This window comes from Nonomuraea sp. NPDC000554 (assembly GCF_040300065.1).
GTDB lineage: Bacteria > Actinomycetota > Actinomycetes > Streptosporangiales > Streptosporangiaceae > Nonomuraea.
Genome location: NZ_JBEPDC010000017.1, coordinates 81041 through 104356, shown reverse-complemented (window position 1 = coordinate 104356; position 23316 = coordinate 81041). Strand labels below are relative to the sequence as shown.

20 protein-coding genes and 3 pseudogenes are annotated in these 23316 nt (G+C 70.1%); 17 read left to right on the top strand and 6 right to left on the bottom strand.

The features are described from left to right. Positions 1 to 224: 224 nt before the first annotated feature. A complete protein-coding gene (locus tag ABT294_RS29525; RefSeq protein WP_350809548.1) occupies positions 225 to 5084 on the top strand; it encodes a DUF4132 domain-containing protein in 4860 nt (1619 codons plus the stop codon). A gap of 212 nt (positions 5085 to 5296) precedes the next feature. Here ABT294_RS29525 and ABT294_RS29520 read toward each other — a convergent pair whose 3' ends face one another. Together ABT294_RS29520 and ABT294_RS29515 are read right to left on the bottom strand one after the other, a co-directional pair. Continuing rightward, complete coding sequence (locus ABT294_RS29520) at positions 5297 to 6040, bottom strand: 2-phosphosulfolactate phosphatase (RefSeq protein WP_350809547.1); 744 nt, start codon at positions 6038 to 6040, stop codon at positions 5297 to 5299. Positions 6041 to 6313: 273 nt separating this feature from the next. Continuing rightward, positions 6314 to 6679: a winged helix-turn-helix transcriptional regulator gene (locus ABT294_RS29515; protein ID WP_350809662.1), complete on the bottom strand. Its 366-nt coding sequence runs from the start codon at positions 6677 to 6679 to the stop codon at positions 6314 to 6316. Between the two features lie 117 nt (positions 6680 to 6796). On the opposite strand from ABT294_RS29515, the gene ABT294_RS29510 reads away from it, so the two are divergent. Further along, a complete protein-coding gene (locus tag ABT294_RS29510; RefSeq protein ID WP_350809546.1) occupies positions 6797 to 7732 on the top strand; it encodes an NADP-dependent oxidoreductase in 936 nt (311 codons plus the stop codon). 15 nt (positions 7733 to 7747) lie between these two features. Further along, positions 7748 to 7822, top strand: a pseudogene (locus tag ABT294_RS29505) (CHRD domain-containing protein); the annotation flags it as partial. Between the two features lie 51 nt (positions 7823 to 7873). Here ABT294_RS29505 and ABT294_RS29500 read toward each other — a convergent pair. Then, positions 7874 to 8350, bottom strand: coding sequence for a helix-turn-helix transcriptional regulator (locus ABT294_RS29500; protein WP_350809545.1), 477 nt, complete (start codon positions 8348 to 8350; stop codon positions 7874 to 7876). After that, the gene (locus tag ABT294_RS29495) at positions 8323 to 9351 is read right to left on the bottom strand and encodes a hypothetical protein (RefSeq protein WP_350809544.1); all 1029 of its coding nucleotides are present in this window, start codon (positions 9349 to 9351) and stop codon (positions 8323 to 8325) included. Before ABT294_RS29495 ends, ABT294_RS29500 begins: the two co-directional genes overlap by 28 nt. Here ABT294_RS29495 and ABT294_RS29490 point away from each other — a divergent pair. Next, positions 9350 to 9898 carry a zinc-binding dehydrogenase gene (locus ABT294_RS29490; RefSeq protein WP_350809543.1) on the top strand — a complete coding sequence of 183 codons (549 nt, stop codon included), beginning with the start codon at positions 9350 to 9352 and terminating at the stop codon, positions 9896 to 9898. The two genes, ABT294_RS29495 and ABT294_RS29490, sit on opposite strands and share 2 nt — an antisense overlap. A gap of 97 nt (positions 9899 to 9995) precedes the next feature. Here ABT294_RS29490 and ABT294_RS29485 read toward each other — a convergent pair whose 3' ends face one another. After that, positions 9996 to 10262 carry a hypothetical protein gene (locus tag ABT294_RS29485; protein ID WP_350809542.1) on the bottom strand — a complete coding sequence of 89 codons (267 nt, stop codon included), beginning with the start codon at positions 10260 to 10262 and terminating at the stop codon, positions 9996 to 9998. A 45-nt stretch (positions 10263 to 10307) separates the two neighbouring features. Between ABT294_RS29485 and ABT294_RS29480 the strand changes: the two genes are divergently transcribed. From ABT294_RS29480 to ABT294_RS29435, 10 genes are all read left to right on the top strand, one after another. Further along, positions 10308 to 11090 (top strand): GntR family transcriptional regulator, encoded by a 783-nt coding sequence (locus tag ABT294_RS29480; RefSeq protein WP_350809541.1) that lies wholly within the window; start codon positions 10308 to 10310, stop codon positions 11088 to 11090. Further along, positions 11087 to 12364 (top strand): ABC transporter substrate-binding protein, encoded by a 1278-nt coding sequence (locus ABT294_RS29475; RefSeq protein WP_350809540.1) that lies wholly within the window; start codon positions 11087 to 11089, stop codon positions 12362 to 12364. Before ABT294_RS29480 ends, ABT294_RS29475 begins: the two co-directional genes overlap by 4 nt. Beyond that, complete coding sequence (locus ABT294_RS29470; protein WP_350809539.1) at positions 12361 to 13278, top strand: carbohydrate ABC transporter permease; 918 nt, start codon at positions 12361 to 12363, stop codon at positions 13276 to 13278. The genes ABT294_RS29475 and ABT294_RS29470 overlap by 4 nt, the downstream gene beginning before the upstream one ends. Further along, a complete protein-coding gene (locus ABT294_RS29465) occupies positions 13271 to 14044 on the top strand; it encodes a carbohydrate ABC transporter permease (protein WP_350809538.1) in 774 nt (257 codons plus the stop codon). Before ABT294_RS29470 ends, ABT294_RS29465 begins: the two co-directional genes overlap by 8 nt. After that, positions 14041 to 16104, top strand: a complete 2064-nt coding sequence (locus ABT294_RS29460) for a GH36-type glycosyl hydrolase domain-containing protein (protein WP_350809537.1) — start codon at positions 14041 to 14043, stop codon at positions 16102 to 16104. The genes ABT294_RS29465 and ABT294_RS29460 overlap by 4 nt, the downstream gene beginning before the upstream one ends. Next, positions 16098 to 16970, top strand: a complete 873-nt coding sequence (locus ABT294_RS29455) for an ROK family protein (protein ID WP_350809536.1) — start codon at positions 16098 to 16100, stop codon at positions 16968 to 16970. The genes ABT294_RS29460 and ABT294_RS29455 overlap by 7 nt, the downstream gene beginning before the upstream one ends. Then, the gene (locus tag ABT294_RS29450; protein ID WP_350809535.1) at positions 16970 to 17734 is read left to right on the top strand and encodes a sugar isomerase domain-containing protein; all 765 of its coding nucleotides are present in this window, start codon (positions 16970 to 16972) and stop codon (positions 17732 to 17734) included. The genes ABT294_RS29455 and ABT294_RS29450 overlap by 1 nt, the downstream gene beginning before the upstream one ends. 67 nt (positions 17735 to 17801) lie before the next feature. Then, a complete protein-coding gene (locus ABT294_RS29445; RefSeq protein WP_350809534.1) occupies positions 17802 to 18497 on the top strand; it encodes an SDR family oxidoreductase in 696 nt (231 codons plus the stop codon). Continuing rightward, positions 18494 to 19705, top strand: a complete 1212-nt coding sequence (locus ABT294_RS29440) for an FAD-dependent oxidoreductase (RefSeq protein WP_350809533.1) — start codon at positions 18494 to 18496, stop codon at positions 19703 to 19705. Before ABT294_RS29445 ends, ABT294_RS29440 begins: the two co-directional genes overlap by 4 nt. Beyond that, the gene (locus ABT294_RS29435) at positions 19702 to 20637 is read left to right on the top strand and encodes a phosphotriesterase family protein (RefSeq protein WP_350809532.1); all 936 of its coding nucleotides are present in this window, start codon (positions 19702 to 19704) and stop codon (positions 20635 to 20637) included. The genes ABT294_RS29440 and ABT294_RS29435 overlap by 4 nt, the downstream gene beginning before the upstream one ends. A gap of 156 nt (positions 20638 to 20793) precedes the next feature. Here ABT294_RS29435 and ABT294_RS29430 read toward each other — a convergent pair whose 3' ends face one another. Continuing rightward, on the bottom strand, positions 20794 to 21621 hold the full coding sequence (locus ABT294_RS29430) for an alpha/beta hydrolase family protein (protein ID WP_350809531.1): 828 nt from the start codon (positions 21619 to 21621) through the stop codon (positions 20794 to 20796). Positions 21622 to 21928: 307 nt separating this feature from the next. On the opposite strand from ABT294_RS29430, the gene ABT294_RS29425 reads away from it, so the two are divergent. From ABT294_RS29425 to ABT294_RS29415, 3 genes and pseudogenes are all read left to right on the top strand, one after another. Next, on the top strand, positions 21929 to 22321 hold the full coding sequence (locus tag ABT294_RS29425; RefSeq protein WP_350809530.1) for a hypothetical protein: 393 nt from the start codon (positions 21929 to 21931) through the stop codon (positions 22319 to 22321). Positions 22322 to 22560: 239 nt separating this feature from the next. Next, a pseudogene (locus ABT294_RS29420) lies at positions 22561 to 22905 on the top strand (integrase core domain-containing protein); the annotation flags it as partial. A gap of 30 nt (positions 22906 to 22935) precedes the next feature. Next, positions 22936 to 23313: pseudogene (locus ABT294_RS29415) on the top strand (transposase); the annotation flags it as partial. Positions 23314 to 23316 lie beyond the last annotated feature (3 nt).

Here is a 23316-nt window from a genome sequence, read left to right as displayed (position 1 = left end):
GCTCATGGCTGTCAGCAGGTTCCTCGACCCCGACCTCGGCGCGGTACATGTCCGCTGTACTCCGGCCGAACGCCGGGGAGGGCCGCCGCGAGCAGCGCGCCGGCGCCCACGATGACAAAGACAAGATCGATATTTCCCACGCCCTACCGGCTGCCCCCGTCACTGCGGGTAAATCATCCGTTTCCCGCCCGGAACGTCGTAGGGATGATCAAGAATGGCGTGCCATGGGATGGATCGGGATCGCGACGGGCCACGAGCTCACCGTCGAGGGGACGCGGCGGCCGGTGCTCGCCTGCCGGACGGCCGCGGGCCGCGTGCTGGCCAAGGTGCCCGCCAACGTCAGGAAGGATCCGATCGCGGTACGGCTCGCCGCCCTCTGCGACCGGCTCGGCGAGCACGCGTGGGCGGTGCACGACCAGGTCGAGTCCTGGATGGTGCGGTCGCTGCCTGTCCCGGCCGCGGTGTTCGCGGCCGTGTGGGACGACCCGGTGTGGCGCGAGACGCTCACCGACCTGGTCATCGCCCCGATCGTCGACGGCGCGCCCGACCTCGGCCGCTGCGCGCTCCTGCGCGAGGGCGCGTGGACGGGCGCGGACGCCTTCGCGATCCCGCACCCGCTGCTGCTCGGCGACGAGCTGCCCATCTGGCGGGGACGGAACCTCACGCAAGTTGTTGAGCAGGTACGCCGCGAGGTGTGGACGCGTCCCGCGAGCATGGACCGTACGTTCGGCGTGGTCGACACCTTCGGATACATGGACGCCCGGTACGAGAGCGGCGCCGCGTTCGAGCGCCACGTGCACGAGCTGGGCGGGCGCATCAAGGGGGACAGGGCGCGGTTCACCGTGCACGCGCCCGAGCCGCTCGGCATCGAGATCGACCTGGACTGGAGCGGGCCGATGAGCCCGGCCTACATGGCGTGGCTGAGCTTCGCCGCGGGCGGCCGGGAGATCGGCGACATCGCCTGGTCCGAGGGCGTCCGCATTCTCATGGCTCTGTACGCGGACCGAACCGTGGACGAGACGGAGCCGGTGGTGGAGGCAGCCGAGGCGTACTCCCACTACTGCGACGCCCACCAAGGCGAGCCCGGCACCGTGGTGCCCTCCGGCATCGCCGGCCCGACGCGCGACGTGCTGCTGCGCGCCGGGGCGGTGCTGCCGGGCACGCCCGCCGGCTCCGACGAGGACACGTGCGTCGCCGTCCGCTACGAGCACTCCGTCCTGGACGAGCCGGTCGTCGAACTCGTCCGGCGCGCGGCCGTCGACGGCGACAAGGCCGAGAAGTCGCTGTACGACCTGGACCCGGTGGCGGAGACCGGCGTCGGCACCGTGCACGCGGGCCCGCTCGGCTTCCTCGCGTCCGCCCTGCACCGGTACCCGGCGCACCGCGCCCGCATCCTGGCCGCGCACACCGACCTGCGGGCCGCCCGCGGCCTGGCCGCCCGCAAGCCCGGCCTCGCGCGCACCGCGCTCACCCGTACCGGCGACGACCTGGAGACGCACGCGCCCGAGTTGCTGCCGCCGTTCTACGAGGAGTGCGCGCGGATCCTGGCCGCCGCGGGCAGCGCCCGCTTCGCCGCCGCCTTCTTCGAGAAGGCCCGCGCTGCCGAGGACGCGCACGCGCTGCCGGTCGACGAGGCCGCGCTCGTCGCGGCACACCTCGCCGCGGGACCGGACGCCGCCGGAACGGCCACGCTCAAGAAGCACGGCAAGCGGCTCGCCGCCCGCCATCCCGCCCCCGGCGCGTACCGCTGGCACCGCAGCCTGCTTACCGAGTGGTGCGAGGAAGTCCCGGACGGCGCGGACGGCGCGCTGGCCCTGGCCGACGGCTGGGCGGCGCTGGCGAAGGCCGCCGGGCGCGCGCTCGGCGGGCCCGAGGACGAACGCGCCGTACGGGCCTTGCTGGAGAGCGGCTGCATGGAGTCGGCACCGCAGGCCCTCTGGAAGTTCGTCCTTCCGTTGCTCGGCCCGATGGCACGGGCGGACGCGGGCATCGGCCGTGCGGTCCTCGGCATCCTGCCGCTGCCCGTCAAGGACATCCCCAAGGCGAAGAGCGCGGCAGTGTCGCTCCTCCTCGGCAACCTCGCGGGCGCGGGCCTGACCGCCCCGTTCACCACGTCCCCCGGGCTGGCGGGGGCGGCGGCGAAGGACTGGCTCGGCCGCTTCCTGAAGCTGTACGCGGGGCTCGCACTCCCCGTCGCCGGTCTCGGCGACCTCCTGCACGACGCCGGTACGCGGCTGCGCGCGGAGGGCCTCACCTGCGACGACCATGAGGCGGTACTGGGAGTGGACGAGGACGAGGTCAACAGCTGGGAGGAGACCGCCGCCGACCTCCCGCTCCTCGATCTCCTCCTGGACCGCGGCGTCCCGCTCGCGCGGCCCCGGCTGCTGCACACGTTCAAGCTGTACGACCGGCTCGCCTCCGGAGCGGGCACCGACCTGGCCGCCGTTGCCACCGACCCGGACTGGGCTCCGCTGCTGCGCGACGCGATCGTGGGCAACGTGACCAACCAGCTCAACGTCACCGAGCCCGCCGTCCCGAAACAGACCGCCCCTGAGACCGTACGGGCCCTGACCGCGACACCGGGAACGGCACAGATTGTCGCCGCCATCCTGGCCGAGCATGCCGAGCGGGTCCCAAATCAAGGGCTTCCGGACGCGCACGCCGCCCTGTGCGACGCCGAACGGTTCACCATCGCCGGAGTCCCCGGCCCCCTCCTGGACAGCGTCCGGACGATCGCGACCGGGACGGACCCGGCCCGCGCCCTCGCCGCCACGCTGAGCGGCGGCGTCCTCGACGAACTGGAGTTGCCCGCCTTCGTCTCCGGCCACGTCAACACCATCACCGACTACCTGGAAGAGAGCGGCACCGACCTGCTCCTGATCGAGTCCGGCCGGCTCTGGGAGCACAAGTTCCGCGCCTCCGTCGTCACACCGGATGGAGTCGGCCCGTCCCACGGTTTCCGCACGTACGAGGACGTCTCCAACCGGTCCCACGAACGGACCGAGGCGCGCGACCTCTACGACCGCTGCCTGATCGCCGTGAACGGCCGGGTGACCGTACTGGACCACGGCGGCCCGCACTGCCCGCACGGCAGCGCGCACCCCGCCGCCCGCCGCGTCGTACCGGCCGACGGCGAACGCGTCGCCTTCCCCGGTGGCGCCGAGGCCACCGTGTGGCGCGGCCAGGGGCGGATCATCGAGCTGCGGGACCCGGCCGGGCGGACCATCGGCCGCTACGTCCGCGGCTGGGGCAGGGTGCCCGAGCACGACGGCGCCGAGAACATCAGCACGGTCGAGCACCACCGCTACGCGTCCGGGACCCGCCTGGTCGCGCCTCCCGGCCGGTGGTCGGCGATGCGGCCGCGCGACCCCGAAGGATCCAGGGCGCTGCGCGCCGTCGACGAGAAGAAGGCGCAGGCCCTGATCGACGTCGCGGACGCCGCGCTCGCCGCCGACCTCATGCGGGTGCTGGACCCCGAGAGCGGGTACGCGGAGAAGGACGCCGCCCGCGACGAGCTGGCGGGACGGCTCCGCCCGCTCCTGCCGGAGATCACCGACGAGTCGCTCTGGAAGGGCGTCACGTTCCTGGTGTGGACGGCCGTCGAATGCCGCGAGCGCGCGTTCGCCCTGCTGGAACGCCTGGCGCTGACCCCGCCGCCCCACCTGCGCCCGGCGCCCGCCTCCGCGGCACCCACCGTCCGGTCCGCGAAGTCCCCCGAGCTGGACGATCCGGGGCCTGAGTCCGCGTACGAGAGGATCGTCCACTTCACTCGTGCCGCCGTCGATGTGCCGTACGACAAGACGATCGCGACATTCGACCCCCCCGCCGTCGAGGGGGTCGAGAACACGCTGGGCCGCCTCGGCGCCGCCGTCCTGGAGTCCGCGTGGGGCAACGGCGGCGGGCGCGCGCAACTTCTGGAACTGGCCGCCGTCCCCGAACTCCTCCGTACCGACGGCACCTGGCACGTCGCCCGGCTGCGCCCGGAGTACGACCTCGGGCAGATCCGCTCGGGCCGCGGCCCCATCACGGCCGCCGCCGTCGCCGACTACGAGCAGGTGGGGCACGGGTACGCGGTCACGGCGCTCCTCTACACCCCGGACGGCCCCGACCCGCTCCTGTTCACCCGCAACCGCGCCGTCGAGCTGCGGACCTGCCGCGGCTGGAGCGACCCGGACCGGCTCCGGCGGGCGCTCGACCTGATCGCCGAGAACGGCCCGCCGCCCGTGGACCGGGAGGCGACCGTACGGGCGTTCGCCGAGGCCACCGGCCTGTCACCGGCCCAGTGCCTGATCCTGCTGTCCACCTCGGCCCGCACGCTCTCCTGGCCGGACGGCTGGGCGCGGGGCCGCGTCGCCGCCTTCCGCAAGGGCGACGCCGCCCGCGCCCGCGAACTCGACCTGACCGAGATCGAACTGCGCATCGCCGCGCTCTCCCTGGAGGCGCTCACCACCACCGACGAGGCCGTCGAAGTCGTCGAGCTGCTCATGCCCGACGACCCCGCCGACCTCTGGCGTACGGGCCCCGACCTGGACCGGGCGGTCGCATACTGGACGGAACGCCACCCGAGGCTCACCCCGCTCACCACCGAGCAGTGGGTCGCTCTCGCCTCCGGCGCCGAGGACGCCCTGGAGGCGCTGATCGCCCTGCTCGGCGAGCGTCCGTCCGTACCGCCGCTGGGTCACATCGCCCGCGCTGCGAGGCTCCTGGCCGACCGCCTGTCCAAGAACCACCCCGCCCGTTCGACCGCCGCCGCCCGCCTGCGTGGCCTGCACGAACACGTCACCAGCCCGGACACGACCCTGCCCATCGCCGCCGGGGTCACCTCGGTCACCGCCCTGGAACGAGCCGCCGGAGCGACCGCGGCCCACCTCCCGGAGAGCAGGCTCGCCATCGGCGAAGCCCTCACCCTGGAGCCCACCGGAGACGGCTACCGCGTCCACCTCCGCCCGTCCCGCTGGTCCGACCTGGACGCGCTGGCCCCGGCCCTCCGCCGCGGCGGCGCCACCGATGCCGCCCTGGTCATGGAGGACCTGCGCTTCCTCCGTTCGTCCGAGCCGCTGGAGGCCGCGGCCCGGCTGGAGTGACGTTCCCGGAGGTGTGCGGGTGGTGGCAGGCGATCCAGTGGTCCGAGGCCAGCAACCGCGCGGGGCTCCGGCTTCGGCACCGGAACGGCCAGAGCCTCAGCGCCCCGCCAACTCGTCCTGCAAGCCCCCGCACCAGTGATCGCCAACTCCCTCGGCTTCCACCACAAGACCACCACCCGCATCGCCGCGGACGCCGGAGGATCCTGGACCCACTACGCCCCCAGCGACCACACCCAGTGATCAGACCCAGTGATCAGACCCGGGTCCTCGTCAGTCAGCGAAGGCATCGCGCGTGGACGCAGGACCATGAGCGAGCCTTCCAAGGTCGCCACCATGGCAAAGGGGAACCGGTCGACCTCAAGACAGAGCGCAACGTCATCGGGATGGACTCCTTGACGCACCCCCTCCGCCAGTTCGACGGCGGCGCGCGACTCGGCAGCGCGGCGGAGGAACTCAGCAGCATCCGTCCCAGCCTCGGTGGCCCTCCGAGCGATGTATTGAGCACACGCCAGATCTTCATCGGCCTGCCCATCTTCGCCGGTGACCACGAACGTGACGCTGTCACTCTTGCGTGTCCGCAAGAGCCGAGCCGTTGCCTCCGCCACCACGAAGCCGGCGCACAGCACCAGCGGCGCCTCCTTGACCGCAAGGGCGCCGACTGTTCCTGCCGTGGTTTTCTGCACAACGGTCCGTCCGCCAAGGTCAATAGACCGCAGCAGGCCCGGCGAGTTGACGGTGTCGAACCCGGGCGCGGGCGGACCGTCTTTGAGCGCCACCCAATCCGGGTGGCGAGCCTTGAGCGCCAGGGCTTCGTCCAGCGACTCAGCAAGAACGATCTTTTCCGCCCCCTGGGCAAAGGCCCAAGCGGCCACGGTGAAAGCACGCATGACGTCGACCACGACCGCCACGGGCGGGACTTCGACCAGATCAGCAATACCAAGGAAACGAGCGTCCATTTCGGACATGATCGCGCATACCCGACCTCGGGACCCGCTCACCCCCGGGAAGATCGCACTCCACGCACGCCTCCAGGCCCCTGCGCCGGTCATCGCCAGAGGTCTCGGCTTCCGCGATGAGACCATCAGCAGAGTCGCCGCTGGCGCAGGCGGAGCCTGGAACCACTACGCACCGACCGACCACTCAGAGTGGCCGACGTCAGGGGAATCGGCTCGAATGCAGACCACTTGATCAACGACTCATGCCGGTCCCGACCCCGGCAACGTCCAGGCTCAGGCGGTGGTAGTTGGTTTGATCTCGTCGAGATGCTGTTCGACCCAGTCGCGCAGCAACGCCAAGGGGACGGTCACGCTGCTGCCCAAGGCGGTGAGGGCGTACTCCACATGCAGGGGGACGGCTGGGTAGATGGTGCGGTCGAGAAAGCCGGCCTCCTCCAGCCGCCGCAGGGTCTGGGTCAGCACCTTGGGGCTGACCCCCTGCAGGTGGCGTTGCAGCTCGCCGAAACGCCGCGGCCCGCTCTCCAATGCACCGATGACCAGCGCCGACCACTTGTTGGCCAGCAGGTCCAGGACATCGCGGCAGGGACAGAGCGCGGCATAGACGTCATGGTGGTCGTGCTTGCCGCTCTCACAGCGCATCACCACAGCAGGCCTCCTTACTTCCCAATGGATAGTAGTACCCCTTGCGGGTCACTACCACCCGGGAGATAGCTTCCGTCCGTCACGTCGAGAAACACGGAAGCGAGGAGATCGGCCATGCGGGCGATCAGTCAGGCGCGGTTCGGCGGCCCGGAGGTCCTGGAGCCGGTCGAGGTGGTCAGGCCGGAGCCGCTGCCAACCGAGGTGCTGGTCCGGGTGCGAGCCGCAGGCGTCAATCCGGTGGACTGGAAGACCCGGGCCGGGGGCGGCATGGCGGGAGTGCTGGGGGAGCCGCCGTTCATTCTGGGCTGGGACGTCTCGGGAGTGGTGGAGCAGGTCGGGTTCGGTGTCACCCGGTGGAAGCCGGGCGATGAGGTGTACGGCATGCCGTGGTTTCCCCGTCCCGCCGGCGCCTACGCCGAGTACGTCACCGCCCCGGCCCGCCAGCTCGCCCGCAAACCGGCCGCGCTCGGCCACGAGCAGGCCGCCGCCGTGCCGCTGGCGGCCCTGACCGCCTGGCAGGCGCTCGTCGACACCGCGAAGGTGGAGACCGGGCAGAGAGTACTGATCCATGCCGGCGCGGGCGGTGTCGGCCATCTGGCGATCCAGTTCGCCCGCCACCTGGGCGCGCACGTCATCACCACGGCATCCGCCGGCAGACACGAGTGGCTGCGCCAACTCGGCGCCGCGGAGACGATCGACTACACCACCACCGCCTTCGAGGACGTGGCCCGAGACGTCGACGTGGTGCTTGACCTGACCGGAGACGGGCACCGCTCGCTGAAGGTCCTGCGTCCCGGCGGGCTCCTCGTCGCGATCCCCTCGGGCGTGTCACCCGAACTGCTGGACAGCGCCCTGGCCGTCGGCGTGCGCGCCACCCCGTTCCTCGTCGAGCCCGACGGGACGGCGCTGGCCCGCATCGCCGACCTCATCGACCGGGACAAGGTCACCGTCGAGGTCGAGGCGGTGCTGCCACTCGACGAGGCCGCCGAGGCACACAGGCGCGGCGAACGGGGGCGCACCCGCGGCAAGATCGTTCTAAGCCTCCCCTGACGCGGCGCATCCCTCTGGTACGCCAACCTGCACACCGGCGAATTCCCCGGCGGCGCCGTACGCGGCCAGCTGCACCGGGGCGGCTGGTAGGAATCCCCACCCGACCGACCGACGGGCCCTAGTCCCAGTGAACCAGCGGGTTCACTGCGGCGGATCCTGCGAGAGGGCGTCGCGGAGCTGGGCCCTGGCGCTGATGCCGAGCTTGGGAAAGATCCTGTACAGGTGGTAGCCGACAGTCCGGGGCGAGAGGTAGAGCCTGGCGGCGATGTCGCGGTTGGTCAGGCCCTGGGCCGCCAGTTCGGCGATCTGCTGTTCCTGCGCGGTGAGCTCGCTCGCCGGGCCCGCACCTGCCGCGGGTGCTCCTGCCGCCCGCAGCTCCGCCGCAGCGCGATCGATCCAGGGCTGGGCATCGAGCCGCCGGAAGCACTCCAGCGTCGCGCTGAGGTGCGGGCGTGCCTCGGCGTTGCGGCGCCGCCGGCGCAGCCACTCACCGAGGTCGAGTTGGGTGAGTGCCTTCTCGAAGGGCCAGCAGTCGACGATGGAGTCGGCGAGGGCGGCGTGGAAATGTTCCTCGGCGTCGTCGGCGCCGCTCAGCAGGGCTGTGTCCCGGTGGAGCACGGCGGCCAGCCGGGGTGGCCTGTCCGGCCCCAGGCCGTGCTCGACGGCGTCGACCACCGTGCGCGCGTCGTCCGCCCGCCCGCGGCGGCCAGATCGCCCAGGTAGTACGGCGAGGCGTGATAGTGGACGGAAGCGGGGCGGAAGTCGCGGGTGAAGGCCGCGCGCAGCTGATCGTAGGCTTCGGCGTGATCTCCGGCGACGAACGCGGCCATACCGGTGGCATGGCGGTGCCGGACCTGAAGGCTCAAGGATCTGCGCAGGTCCACGTCCTGCACGGCTTCCAACGCCCGCGTCCGGGCATCCGCATGGTCGCCCCGCAGGGCCCGCAGCGTGGCCTGGAGGATGCGGGAGCCCACGGTGACGTTGTCGGCGCCCGCTTCCGTGGCCATGCAGAGGGCGTCCTCCGCCGCGGACTGGGCCGCTGTCCATGAACCGCTCTCGAACAGGGCGAGGGCGAGCGCCTGGGTGACGGTCGCGTTCGTGCCCGCGCTGCCGGCTCGCCGCAGGACGTCCATGGTCTGCCCGAGAATGCGAACGGCCTGCTCGGTCTCGTCCAGGATCCAGGTCGTGCCGCCGAGCGCCGTCAGGTCCCCCAGCGACTCCTGCGACATGTCGGCCAGCCCCGTCTTCAGCAGCTCCATCAGCCTCGCCCGCCGGTGATGCGGATCGATGACCGCCTGGGACCAGGCCAGGGCGGCGGGATTGTCGGCTTCGCCGATCAGCGCGCTGATCCGCCGCAGTTCCGCCCGGTAGAACGGCGCCCCGGAGTTGTAGACGGACGTCGCGGCGGTGCTCAGGGTGCCGAGCGCCAGGTCCGGAGCTTGGGCGGCGCAGGACTCGGCCACGCCGAGCAGCAGTGTCAGCGCGTCCTCGTGACGGAGTGTGACCCCCAGGGCCCACCCGGCCAGGAGGGAGGCTTCGGAGCGTAGCTGCGGGTCCTCGGTCAGGTCGCCCACGCGCCCGCTGATCTCACCGACCCACTGCGGGTGGCCGGCGAACATGGCCGCCTGCGCGGCCGACAGCAGACGCCGGGCGCGCAGTTCCGGTGCCGGGGTCAGTTCCGCGGCGCGCCGTCTGTGGGGCGCAGTCGCGGTGCAGATCGCGGTTCAGCGCGGGGCACGGGTCATTGCCACCGTCGGCGAGACGTACGCCAAGGCCCTGCGCGCCGCCGGCGCCGAAGTCGCCGGTTACGGCGACGGCATGGCAGAGCGAGTGGGAGCACTCGCGGGCGGACCGGTCGACCTCGCCCTCGACGCGGCACCGGCCAGCAATGCGCTGCCGGGCCTCGTGCGTACCGTCAAGGCGCCCGAACGCGTGCTGACCCTCAGCGACTTCGCCGCGGCCGACGACCTGGGCGTGCGTTTCAGCGGGCCCGGCGGCGAGGGCACCGTGCGCAACGACGTGCTCGGCGCATACGCACAGCTAGCAGCCAAGGGTCGCTTCTCGGTACCAGTGGCCGGCGTGTTCCCGCTCGAGGACTGGCGCACGGCCGCGGAGCTGAGCCAGTCAGGACAGGCACGCGGCAAGCCCGTCCTGCAGATCGGCTAGAACCGTGTGGGGCTCGAATATTCGGTTCACGTGGTGACCTGTGATTCTTTGCGCGCTTGCAGGTCTTGAGTGCTGCAGTCTGAGCGGTTGCTCACAACTATGTGAGCGACGGCTCCAATCGAAGGGTGCGAGACTCGACGCGTCGAGTGAATCCGCAGATCGGACGCGGTGACTGAATATTCGAGCCCCACAGGGTGCGGGTCTCGGGCGGGATGCGCTCGATCGTGTACGGACTGGCGAGTCCGGGATGGGCCCGGGCGTGATCGAGCGCCTCACCGGGCGGCCGACCATGGCCTGACATGTAATCGAGCAACTGCGCAACGTAGTCGGCGAGTTCGCCGTTGACAGAGACGGCGCGATCCATAAAAGATACGGTCGTCCGTACAACTTCTCAGGCATTGAGGGACGGATGAGCGATATCGACTGGGCGCGGCGGCTGGCTCTGGAACCCGGCGCCGCCGTGCCGCTCTACTACCAGCTGCGCGAGCGACTGCGCCTGGTGATCGCCGAGTGCGAGCCCAACACCTCCATACCGGCGGAGAAGGACCTGATGGTCTTCGCCGGAGTGAGCAGGGCGACCGCGCGCAGGGCGATCGGCGACCTCGTCCAGGAGGGCCTGCTGGTGGCCAGGCAGGGCAGCGGCACCTACACGGCACCACTGGGAGTCGCCTCCGAGCTGGGCTCGAGGCCCGCAGGCTTCACCGAGACGATGGCCAGGCTGGGACGCAGGCCCACCACGCAGCTGCTCGAGGCGCGGATGCAGGTGTGCACGGCCGAGGTGGCACCGGCGCTCGGCCTCGAGACCGGCGCCGAAGTCGTCTTCCTGGAGCGCATTCGGCTGCTCGACGGCGAGCCCTGCATGATCGAGAGCGCTCATCTCCCGTCCGAACTGGTACCGGGCATCCTCGAGGAGGACCTGACCGGGTCCCTCTACGGCCTGCTGGGGCTCAAGTACGGTCTCACCCCGGCCTCGGGCAGGGAGACGATCGGCGCGGTCAACGCCGACTACCGGCTGGCCGGGCTGCTGCACGTGCCCATGGCCGCAGCCCTCCTGGCCACCGCTCGCACCACGATCACCGAGGGCGGGCTGCCACTGGAGTACACGATCCGGCACGCGCGAGGGGACCTCGCCGTCTTCTCTGTCGAGCTCAACGACGCGAAGAACGCCCTCATGGGTCAGGAGCCACGTTGAACCATCCGTCGAGGCGGCAGCTACTCGCCGCAGCCGCACTGTCCCCCTTATTCGCCGCGTGCGGCGGACCCGCTGAGCCGACCGTCCCCGCCGACGGCGTGCCACGCGGCAAGCTGTCGGTCTGGCTGCACCAGACGCGTGCCTACGACGCGGTCTTCACGCCGTTGGTGCACCAGTACGTCCAGGAGTTCGGCGGCGTCGACGTCACCCCGCTCTACGTCCCGGTCAACCAGCTGGACACCAAGCTGCTCACCGCCTTCGCCGGTGGCGCGGCGCCCGACGTGTTCAGGATCGGTGGCTGGACCTTCCCTGGCCACGCACGCAAGGGCCGCCTGGCTCTGATCATGCCCAAACCGCTGGGCGCGGCCGATGCGAAGGCCGTCGCCGGGGGCTACGACCAGACGGCCATCAACTCCCTGTCATACGACGGGAAGTTGTATGGCGTGCCGACCGACTACACGATCTGCTACCTCTACTACCGCCGCGACCGCTTCGCCGAGGCCGGGCTCGACCCGGACAAGCCGCCCACCACCTGGGAGGAGGTCGCCGAGTACAACAAGAAGCTGACCTCCGCCGACGGCAAGAAGGTGGGCCTGCAGTGGATCCTCGGCAATCCGCAGTGGACGGTCATGCAGCTCCTGGCCCTGGTCAAAGGCAAGGGCGGCAGCATTCTCAGCCCCGATAACACCACGGCCACGCTGGCCACGGACGCTGGTGTCGACGCGCTGCGCTACTACGCGAGCGTCGGCAACCCCAAGCTCTCCAACCCGCTGTCCGGCTTCGGGCTGTTCGGCACGGGCGAGGCGGCCATGCTCGTCTCCGGCCTGTTCGCCATGGACCTGTTCCCGACGCTCAGCAAAAAGCTGGAGTTCGGCAAGAACTTCGACATCGCGCCGATGCCGCGCTTCGACGCGGGACCGGCCGTCGCACCCGCCTACACCTGGGGCTGGGGCGTCTCGGCCAAGTCCAAGCTGCCCTACACCGCCTGGCACTTCATCAACTACCTGCAACGGCCCGACGTGGCCGCCAAGCAGTTGCGCGAGGCGGGATCGCTCACCCCCATCGCCGGATGGGAGAAGCTGAGCGGCGCCGACCAGAAGGCCATCGACATCATGGTCGCCTCGGCCCCGCACGCCGATTTCGGGCCGCAGACCCCGATCTGGAATGAGATGGCCAAGGCGCTGACCGACGCGGGCGACACCGTGGCCTATGGCAAGAAGACCCCGGAGCAGGCGGCGCAGGACTTCGACCGGGCGATGCGGCTCGCGCTATGACCACGGTCGGCGTACGGTTGGCGACTCCCGTCGCGCTGCCGGCCAAGGGGCAGCGGCGCGCGGAGGCTACGGTCGGCGGGCTGCTGGCGCTTCCTGCGGCGATCTTCTTCTGCGTCTTCTGGCTCCTGCCCTTCCTGTCGGCGCTCTACCTCAGCTTCACCCGCTACGACCTGGCGGGTATGCCCCAATGGATAGGCCTCGGCAACTACGCCCGGATGCTGGAGGACCCGGGCTTCTGGAACTCCGCCCAGGTCACAGTCATCTACACGATCGGCTCGGTGATCCCGTCCATCCTGCTGGCCCTGGCGATAGCCGTACCTCTTGCCAGGCCTGGACGGCTCAACAGCGTGCTGCGCGGACTGATCATGATTCCGGCGGTCATGCCCCTGGTCGCCACCTCGGTGGTGTGGCGGATCATCTACGCCGACGGCGGTCCCGCCAACGCGGTGCTCGGCGCCGTCGGTCTCGGGCCGGTGTCCTGGCTGACCGACGAGCGCATGGCCGTCTGGGCGCTGGTCCTGATGGTCATCTGGAAACATCTCGGGCTCTTCGTGATCATCCTGGCTGCGGGGCTCCAGGGGCTGTCGCCGAGCGTGTTCGAGGCCGCGGCGCTTGATGGAGCCGGCCCCGTGCGCACGTTCTGGTCCATCACGCTGCCTCTGCTGCGGCGGACGCTGCTGTTCGTCCTGGTCATTGCCGTTGTGGGGTCGATGCAGGCGTTCATCCCCGCGTTCCTGCTGACCAGCGGTGGGCCTGCCGGTGCGACCGAGGTGCTGCCGTACTACATGTGGGCGACCGCCTTCAGCTTCGAGCGCATGGGCTACGCGTCGGCCATGGCGATGGTGCTGCTGGCGGTGCTGATCGTGCTGTCGCTGGTGCAGTTCCGCTTCCTGCGGGGAGGCGGCGATGAGTAGAGTCCTGCTCCCGCTGGTCGTGGCGGTCATGCTGCTGCCGATCGGCGTCATGCTGGTCGTGGCCGCGCAGCCGGAAGGCGGCGGCGGGGAGTTCAGCCTGTTCGCCAACATCACCGAGATGTTCTCCAGCGGCAACTTCCCCGTCTACTTCCGCAACAGCCTCATCCTCTCCCTCGGCATCGGCTTCCTCGACGTGGTTTTCTCGGGAGCGACGGGCTACGCGCTGGCCATGCTGCGCTTCCCCGGAAGCCGGGCGCTGTTCGCGCTGGTCGTCGGCACGCTGGCGCTCTCGCCGACGGTGGTCATGGTGCCGGTCTACGTGATCGTCCACCAGCTCGGCTGGATCGACACCTACCAGGGCATGATCGTGCCGAGCATGATGAGCGCGTTCGGGGTGTTCCTGGTCCGCCAGTTCGCGCTCAGCCTGCCGAAGGAGCTGCTGCTCGCGGCCCGCGTGGACGGCGCGGGCGAGTTCCGGATCTTCGTCACGATCGCGCTTCCGCTGCTCAGACCCGCGCTGCTCACACTCTTCCTGCTGCAGTTCCTCGCGCAGTGGGACAACCTGCTCTGGCCGCTGCTCGTCGCCAACGACCCGTCGCTGTGGCCGCTGCCCGTGGGCATCTCCCAGCTGCAGACCGAGATCGGCTACGACATCCGCCTGATGACCACCGCTGCGCTGGTCACCGCGGTTCCGCCGATCGCGCTCATGTTCTTCCTCCAGCGCTACTACGTCGCAGGACTGACCCTTGGGGGCGTCAAACGATGAGTTCCTTCGGCGAGTGGACGAGCGTCCACGGCCTGCCCGCCTTCTCCTACACGATGGACCAGGAACGCGATCCGCGTGCTACCTGGGACCCGATCCTCGACCCGCCGAGCAGGCGGCACTTCGTCCACCTCGGCAACCGGCGCGTCACACTGGTCGCCGACAACTACGGGCGCTGCGACCTGTTCGACGAGCACACCGGCCTGCGCTGGCTGACCCGCGGCACCGGCGTGAGCAGCATCGGCGACCTGACCACCGCAGGGTCGACGACCGAGCGCCTGTTCGGGCCGACGTTCGCGGTGGTCAGGGTGGCCGATGAGCGGGTGTCGCTGGAACGTACGGTGCTCTGCCCCGAGGGGGAGCAGCCGTGGGTCCTGATCAGGCTGGTGGTGCGCAACCTGACAGGCAATCCTGTACGGCTGCCTCTGACCGAGGAATGGGCGGCGCATCCCGCGGACGTCCGGTTGATCAGCGGTCCGGTTCCCGCCGAGGATCCCGGGCTGGAGCTGGAGGTGCTCGGCGGGGAGCGGACCCGGTCCGGGCGCCTGGACCTGGCGCTGGAGCTCGATGCAGGGGCCTCGACGGTGGTGGACCTGCGTTACGGCCTGCTGGACGACGACGTGACCGGGTTTGAGGACAGCCTGCGCGGGCTCGCCGAACGGTTGCCGGTGGCGAGAGCCGTACAGGCTCCTGAGGCGGAGCGGGAGGTGCCGTGGCATGCGGCGCTGTTGACGGGCGGCGCGTGTGCCGACGGGGTGCTCGGCGGGCACACGCTGGATCAGGGGTCGTGCTACTCCTTCAGACACGGGTTCAACGGCGCCGCGCGTGACCCGCTGCAGCACGCGCTGCCTCTCGTGTACACCGAGCCTGACCTGGCGCTGTCCGTGCTGCGCAACACGTGCGCGTGGGGGAGCCCCGATGGGGACCTGCCGTACGCGCTGCGACCGGACAAGTCGCCGTGGACCGACGTATTCCGGCCTTCCGACCAGAATCTGTGGGCTCTGTGGCTCGCCGCCGAATACCTCGCGGCGACCGGGGACATCCAGGCATTCGGCACGGGGGTGCCGTACCACCAGGTGCATGGTGCCTCGGCCGTGTCGCTGGAGGAGAATCTGCGGCGGCAGTTCCGGTTCTTCGCCGACGTCGTCGGCAGAGGCGAGCACGGGCACGTGCGGATACTCAACGCCGACTGGAACGACATGGCGATCTCCAGGAGCGGCGTGCCCCACGAGGAGATGATCGAGCGCGGCGAGTCCGTGCTCAACTCGGCGATGGCCGCCTGGGTACTGCCCCGCTACGCGGCGGTGGCAGAGCGGCTCGGCGATCAGGCGACCGGTGCTGAGGCGCGCAAGCTTGGCGCCGAGCTGTGCGACGCGGTGGAGGGGGAGTGGAACGGCAGCTGGTTCCGGCGCGCCTACGGGCCTGGAGCAGTGGTCGGCGAGGACGACCTGTGGCTGGAGGTCCAGCCGTGGGCGATCCTGTGCGGTGCCGCCTCGCCCGAGCAGGCGCGCGCTCTGCTGCAGACGATCGAGATGACGGCGGGCGCCGAGTCGCCGCTCGGTCCTCGCCTGAACTGGCCGGTCCTGTCTGGCAACGGGGCTGAGGACAGCGCGATCTGGTACGCGATCAACATGACGCTCATCTGGGCTGCCGCCGAGCACCACCCCGAACTGGGGTGGGCCTGGTGGCGGCGGATGTCGACGAACACCCATGCGGAGGTGTATCCCGATGTCTGGGAAGGCACGCTGTCCGGCCCTGATGCCTACCTCCCGCCGGAGTCCGAACGTCCTGGGCGCACGTGGGATCTGGCCGAGGTGGGTGTCGCCATGCAGGCCTACCCTGTGGCCAACCTGCACGCGCACGCCCAGCCGCTGCTCGCCTACCTGCGGTTGCTCGGGGTCGAGCCCGACGCTTCAGGCCGGCTCCGCGTGGGTGGCGGGGCCTCGTTCCAGAGCCGCTTCCTGACGGTTTCGGCCGATGGGACCGGGCGGCTGACCGCCGCCGGCGAGGTCGAGGTGGTCACCCCGTCCGGCGTCCTGTCCGGTACGGCTCTCGCATGGTGACACGTCTCGGTATCGACGTCGGAGGCACCACAGTGAAGTGGGTGCTCCTGGAGGACCAGAAGGTGGTCGGTTCCGGGACGGTTCCCACTCCGTCTGGGCCGGAAGCAGTGGTGGCGCTGGTCGCCGAGCTGCTGCCTGCGGGGGTTGAGAGCATCGGGATCGGTCTGCCCGGGCACGTGGACCGGGCCTCGGGAGTCGCGTTGTTCGTGCCCAACCCGCCCGGCGACTGGGACGGCTTTCCCATCGGGCCCGCCCTGAGTGCCAGGACCGGGCTGCCAGTGGCCGTGATCAACGACGCCCGGGCGTTCGCGCTGGCCGAGCTCCGCATGGGCGCGGCCAAGGGGTTGTCCGACGTGCTCTTCGCTGTGCTCGGAACGGGGGTCGGCGGGGCGGTGGCACTGGGCGGCGAGGTTCTGCCCGGCCCCAGGGACAACCTCGGCGAAGTCGGCCACATCACCGTCGACTCCTACGGCCCGGAGTGCTGCTGCGGCAACCGCGGCTGCGTCGAAGCCTTCGCCGCAGGCCCAGGCATCGTCCGGACATACCGGGGCGACGACGTCCTTGGTGGGGTTACTCCCGCTCAGGTTGCCGAGGCGGCGCGGAGGGGGGAGCGGGCAGGGACGGAGGCGTTGAGCCGGGCTGGGTGGGCGCTGGGGGTGGGGCTTGGCGACGCGGTGGCGTTGCTGGGGGTGCGGACGGTTGTCGTCGGCGGTGGCGTGGCCGGAGCGCTCGATCTCATGCGGCCCGCCATGCGTGACGTGTTCGAGCGGCGGAGGCCGCTCATTGGTGACGTGGCGGTGCTGCCCGCTGTGCTCGGCCCCTTGGCCGGGGCGATCGGTGCCGCTCTTTATGGAGGTAAATCCTAGTGAAGTGGATCAAGCGGGCGGTCGAGTTGCTCGGGGAGATCGAGCGAACCCAGGAGGAGGCCATCGCGGCCGCGGCCGCGACCGCGGCTCGGGTGATCGGGGCCGGTGGCGTGGTGCACACGTTCGGCACCGGGCACTCCCGGATGGGCGTGGAGGAACTGTTTCCCAGGTACGGCTCCTACCCGGGGTTCCATCCCATCGTGGAGTTGTCGTCGACGTTCTACACGCAGGTCGCCGGCCCGAACGGGATGCGGCAGGCGATGTTCATCGAGCGGGTCGAAGGGCTGGCCGACCAGATCCTGGCCAACTACGAACTCCGGCCCACCGACGCGGCCATCGTATTCAGCGTCAGCGGGCTCAACGCCGTCCCCATCGAGATGGCCATGGGGCTGCGCAAGGCGGGCCTGCCCGTGATCGTGGTGACGTCGATGCGCGAGACGACCGCTGTCGAGCCAGGGCATCCGAGCGGCACCAGGCTGGCCGACCACGCCGACGTGGTCATCGACCTCTGCACCCCTGTGGGCGACGCGATGTGCGAGGTCGACGGGCTGGCCGAGCCGGTAGGCCCCGGTAGCACGGTCGCGGCCGTCGCGGTGGTCAACGAGATCAAGGTACGCGCGGCCGAGCACCTCGCCATGGACGGCCTGGTCCCGCCCGTCATCTCCAGTGCCAAGCTCGTCGGCCGCCGGCGCGCCGAGGAGCTGTTCGAAAGCGCCTACCTGGAGCACGCACGCCGGGCGGCCGAGGTCTTGAGGAAGCCTTGACCGAGCATCGCAAGGTCATCATCCAGTACAGCCCGTTCGCGGTCGTGAGGCCGTCGAAGGAGGTCTCATGACCGTTCTGGTCGCCGGATCGACCGGGGGCATCGGCCGGGCCTGCGTCGAGGCGGTGGAGGCGGAGGGAGGCACGGCGTTCGGCGTCGACTTCGCCGATGGCGACGGCATCGACATCACCAGGCCGGGCGGCGCCGAGCAGGCGGTCGCGCAGGCGATAGCCGTACATGGAAAGCTCACCGGGGTGGTGCACGCGGTCGGCATGTCCGGCAGGTCCCTGGGTGACGGCGGCATCTCCGAATGCAGCGACGAGGCTTGGAGCGAGGTGCACCGGGTCAACCACGAGTCGGTCTTCAGGCTGCTGCGCGCCGCGGTCCCCGCGATGGGGGAGGGCGGGTCGATCGTGGTGATCGGTTCCGCGCTGGGGACCTCGCTCGACGACGGCTTCCGCACCGTGGCCTACGCCTCGGCCAAGGGCGCGCTCATACCGCTGATCAGGTCGGCGGCCCGCGAGGCGGCTCCGCGCGGAGTGCGGATCAACTTGATCTCGGCCGGGCTCGTGGCGACCGCGATGAGCCGCCGCGCCCAGACCGATCACGCCATCCGGGCCAGGCTGCCCGAGCTCATGCCGCTCGGCGCCAGGCTCTGCGAACCGGAGGAGGTCGCCGCCGCCGTCCTCTGGATGCTCTCCCCGGCTTCCGGCTGTACGACCGGCGCGGTGATCCCTGTCGACGGCGGCTGGCATCTGCGATGAAGGTCCTTTGGGAAGGCGATGTGATCGTCGCGGGAGGTGGGAGTGCGGGGTGCGCCGCCGCCGTGGCCGCTGCCCGCTCCGGCGCCCGTTGCCTGCTCGTGGAGTCCAACGGGTTCCTCGGCGGCACCGGCGCCGCGGTGCTCGACACCTTCTACGGCTTCTACGCACCAGGCCCCGAGTCACCGCGGGTGGTCGGCGGGATCGGGTGGGAGGTGTGCGAGCGGCTGTTCGACACCGGGTCGGCCTTCGAGCGGCCCAACACCTACGGGGCCGGGACCGGGGTGACCTACGAGCCTGAAGCGCTCAAGGTCGTGTGGGACGAGCTCACCTCCGGCGTCACCGTCCTGCTGCACGCCCGGGTCTGCGGCCCCGGAGTCGAGGTGGAGACCGTCGCCGGGCGTTTCCAGGTCAAGGCGCCCGTCGTCATCGACGCCACCGGCGACGCCGAACTCGCCTGGCGGGCCGGGGCTGCGCTCGAGAGGCCCGGCATGCGGCTGCAGCCCATGACAGCGACCTTCAGGCTCGGCGGCGTGGACCTGTCCGCCACCTCGACGGCCGAGCTCCACGCGCTCATGGCCGACAGTGACCTGCCCAGGCGCGAGGGGTCCGTGCACAGGACCGTGCACGACGGGATCGTGCACACCAACCTCACCCGGGTGACCGGCCTGGACCCGACCGATCCGATGGAGCTGTCGCAAGCCGAGCGCGAGGGGCGGCGGCAGGTGGGCGAGTATGTGCGCTTCCTGCGCGAGAAGGTCCCCGGGTACGGCTCCGCCGTCCTGCTCGGCACGAACGTCAGGATCGGAGTGCGCGAGTCGCGGCGGCTGGTCGGGCGGTACGTCCTGACCGCAGAGGATGTGCTGGCCGGGCGGGATCATCCCGACACGATCGCCCGATGCGGTGCGCCCATCGAGGACCACGACTCGGGATCGGGCACGCGCTGGGAGTACGTCCGCGACTTCGGCACCTACGGCATCCCGTACCGATGCCTGCTGCCGGTCGAGACACCAGGCCTGATCGTCGCAGGGCGATGCCTGTCGGCGACACACGACGCACATGCCTCCGCCCGCTCGATGGGGCAGTGCATGGCGATGGGCCAAGCGGCGGGTACGGCTGCCGCCCTGGCGGTTGAGGGCTCACTGGATCCGGCCGAGATCGACGTGAACGTGCTGCGCAGCAGGTTGCTGGCGGAAGGAGCGCTGTTGTGAGTGTCCGTACCGTGCTGGGAGACGTCGAGGAGCTCGGCGTCACCTACGCGCACGAGCACCTGTTCATGACCGGCGACTGGGCAGTGCGCAACGAGCCGGACTACCGGCTGGACTCGCTGGAGGCCGCCGTCGAGGAGGTCACCGCGGCGCAGCGGCTCGGCCTGTCCGCCGTCGTGGAGATGACCCCGCTGGGCTTCGGCCGCAGCCCACGGCTGATGCGGGCGCTCGCCGAGCGGACCGGGCTGCACGTGGTGGCCGTGACCGGCTTCCACAAGAGTACGTACTACAGCGACGCGCACTGGTTGCACCACTACACCGTGGACGAGATCGCCGGCCTGCTGGTCGCCGAGATCGAGGAGGGCATGGACGAGTTCGGCCTGGTCGGGCCGATCATTCGGCGCTCGCCCGCGCGGGCCGGTGCCATCAAGCTGGCGGCCGGCTACCACAGGCTGCCCGGCGAACGGCTGATCAAGGCCGTCGCCGAGGCCGCCCAGCGGGTCGGGGTCCCGGTGGTCACCCACTGTGACAAGGGCACCATGGGACACGAGCTGCTGGACGCGCTCCAGGTGGACCGGGTCGTCCTCGGACACATCGACCACAACCCCGACGCCGGATATCTCGCCTCCTTGGCCGAGCGTGGGGCCTATCTGGCCTTTGACCGGCCGGGGCGGATCAAGTACGGGCCGGACAGCGACATCGTCGCGCTCGTCGAGGCGCTTGCCGCGCGGGGGCTGGGGGACCGGCTGCTGTTCGGCATGGATCTGGCGCGCAGGTCCTACTGGCCGAGTCTCGGTGGCGGCCCGGGCTTGCCGTACCTGCTGGAGACGTTCGTCCCGCGGCTGGAGGCCGCGGGACTCGGCGAGGTGGCGAAGGCGGCTCTGATCGGCAACGCTCAGGCCGCCTTCGCCCTGCGTTTGGGCAATGCCGGGTAGTCAGGGCCTGAAGAGCAATAGCACGCTCGATTGGCCTCGTCTGGTGTTAAGGCGTCAATGTCGGTCTCCTCCGCCACGCCCATACCACAACATCGAGCCAGAACCTTGGACGCTACGGGTTAATCCTCTGCAAGCCCTAACCACCCGGCATTGGCGTTAGGGGAGGTTCTTCTGGGCGGCGTTCTTCCAGGAGGCGTTGGTGTTGATCTCCGGTGGTGAGCCGACGAACGCGCCCTTGGCGTAGGTGTCGCCCTGGAGGGTGTACATGAACCAGGCGGTCAAGTAGCCGAGGTAGCCGCCGCCCGTCCCCTGGATCGTGTTGTGCCCAGCGCCCTTGAGCATGGCCTTGGCGGCGGCGCCCGGGACGGCGTCGTAGTAGCCGAGGACGGCGGAGTGCGGCGAGATTATGCCGTCGTTGGTGCCGCTCATGAACAGGACGGGGCAGGTGAGCTGGTCCACGAAGAACTTGTCGCCCGACCCCACCCACTTCGGCGCAGGCAGGGCGATCGGTACCACGGACTTGATCAGGCCGTCCGACTTGGTCGCGGTGTTGACCGCGCCGCCCGCGCCCTGCGAAGTGCCGACGGCGCCGACCTTGGTCACGTCGAGCTTGCCGTAGAAGACGCTGGTGGAGTCAGCGTTCCTGGCCACCAGGTACTGCGCGGCTTCGATCATCTCCGATCCGGTGCCCGTTGTCTTGTCCGTCGAGGCGACCACCGCGAAGCCCCAGGACGCCAGCTGGTGGAGCACGCCCGGATACTGCATGGGCACGGCGTACGTGCCGTTGCCCCACGTGACGATCGGGTGCTTGACACCTCCGGCGCCGAGGTTAGCCGGGTAGTAGAGCTTGTACGCGCTGCCGACGTGGGCGGTGGCCACCGCCCACGGTCCGGCGACCTTGTAGTGGGATTCGATCGCGCTAGCGGCCTGCGCGGGGGAGGCCTTGATTCCTAACAGCAGCATCACCGCGGCCAGAAGCCTCATACAACCTCCACATGTTGTACGGATGACCGTATCTTTTGCTTCACAGGAGGTTGTTGTCAATGGTTAGACCCAGGCATGGAAGACGTGCCCTCCGCCGCGGAGATGCTCGCCTGGATCGAGACGGTCACCTCGCGTGGGGTCCGGCGTCCCGGATATCCGGCCGACGTGTGGACCGAGCAGTGGGCGGCTGAGCAACTGTGTCCTTGCCGATAATGCCATCCGTGCAGGTCATCCGGCTTGCCCGGCTGTTCCTGGTGTGCTCCGCTTCGGCCCTCGGAAGGGGCCGATCGCGGCAGAATGATCGCTTGTGCTCTTTCGTCTGGCCTATCTGACCGTCACGAATGCCTTTGCCGCGCTGCGGTTGTTGCCGATGGGGGATAGGGACAAGGACACCGAGATCCTTGCTCTACGTCACCAGATCACCGTGCTTGAACGGCAGCTCGGTGTCGCTACCAGGGTGAGGTTCGCTCCCGAGGATCGCGCCTTCCTGTCCGCGCTCCTCACGTCGTTACCGCGCGAAGTTCTGCGTCGGCTGCGGCTCCTCGTGCGTCCGGATACCGTCCTTCGCTGGCACCGCGATCTGCTGAAGCAGCGCCACGCTCGCTCCTGTCGGCCCACGAGGCCGGGGCGCCCGCCCACTGTGCGGTCCATCCGCGTGCTCATTTTGCGGCTGGTCCGGGAGAATCCCTCGTGGGGTTAAGGCGAGTGCACGGCGAGCTCGCCACCCTCGGCATCAAGGTCGCGCCTTCCACCGTCTGGGAGATCCTCAAGCAGGAAGGCGTGGATCCGTCTCCTGAGCGGGCATCGGTGACGTGGGCGGACTTCCTGCGTTCCCAAGCGGATGCACTGCTGGCTTGCGATTTCATCGAGACCGTCACCTTGAACGGGCAGCGTCAATACATTCTGGCGGTCATCGAGCACGCCACCAGGCGGGTCCGTATGCTGGGCACTTCCGCTCACCCGACCGCGGCCTGGGTCATCCAGGCGTTCAGGAATCTCGTGATGGACCTGGAGGACGCGGGCTGCCGGGCGCGCTATCTGATCAGGGACCGGGACGGGAAGTTCCCAGCGCTCATGGAGGAGATCCTTACCGACGCCGGCATCCGGACCGTGCTTACCGGTATCCGGATGCCGCGGATGAACGCGGTGATGGAGCGGCGGGTGCAGTCGTGCCGCCGAGAGCTCCTGGACCGCTGCCTGCTCTGGAACGAACGCCGTCTGCGGCATGCGCTGCGCGAGTATGAGGAGTTCTATAACGAGCACCGAGCCCATCAAGCCTTGGCTCAGGCAGTTCCGCTACGCGCCGTCCCGGACCACACCTGGGCCGCGCTGCGCTCGATCCGCGCCGCCCGCCCGGACGGCGCCTCGATCTACGTGATCTTGGAAAATCTGTCGGCGCACAAGAACTGGCGCATCCGCGCCTGGGCGAGGAAGAACAAGGTCAGGCTGCTGTTCACGCCCACGTATGCCTCCTGGGTCAACCCGATCGAGGCGCACTTCGGTCCGCTGCGCCAGTACATCCTGGCCAATTCCGACCACCCCAACCACACCGCTAAAACGCTTATCTGCGCTGGCGCAACACCCACGCCCGCTACCCCCGACATCCTGGCCGCCCTACGCCGCTAACGCGCCCGCATCCGCAGCGAGAAAGGCATCCGCTGGGGTGGCAGACCACTTACAACCGCAGCCTGAAAC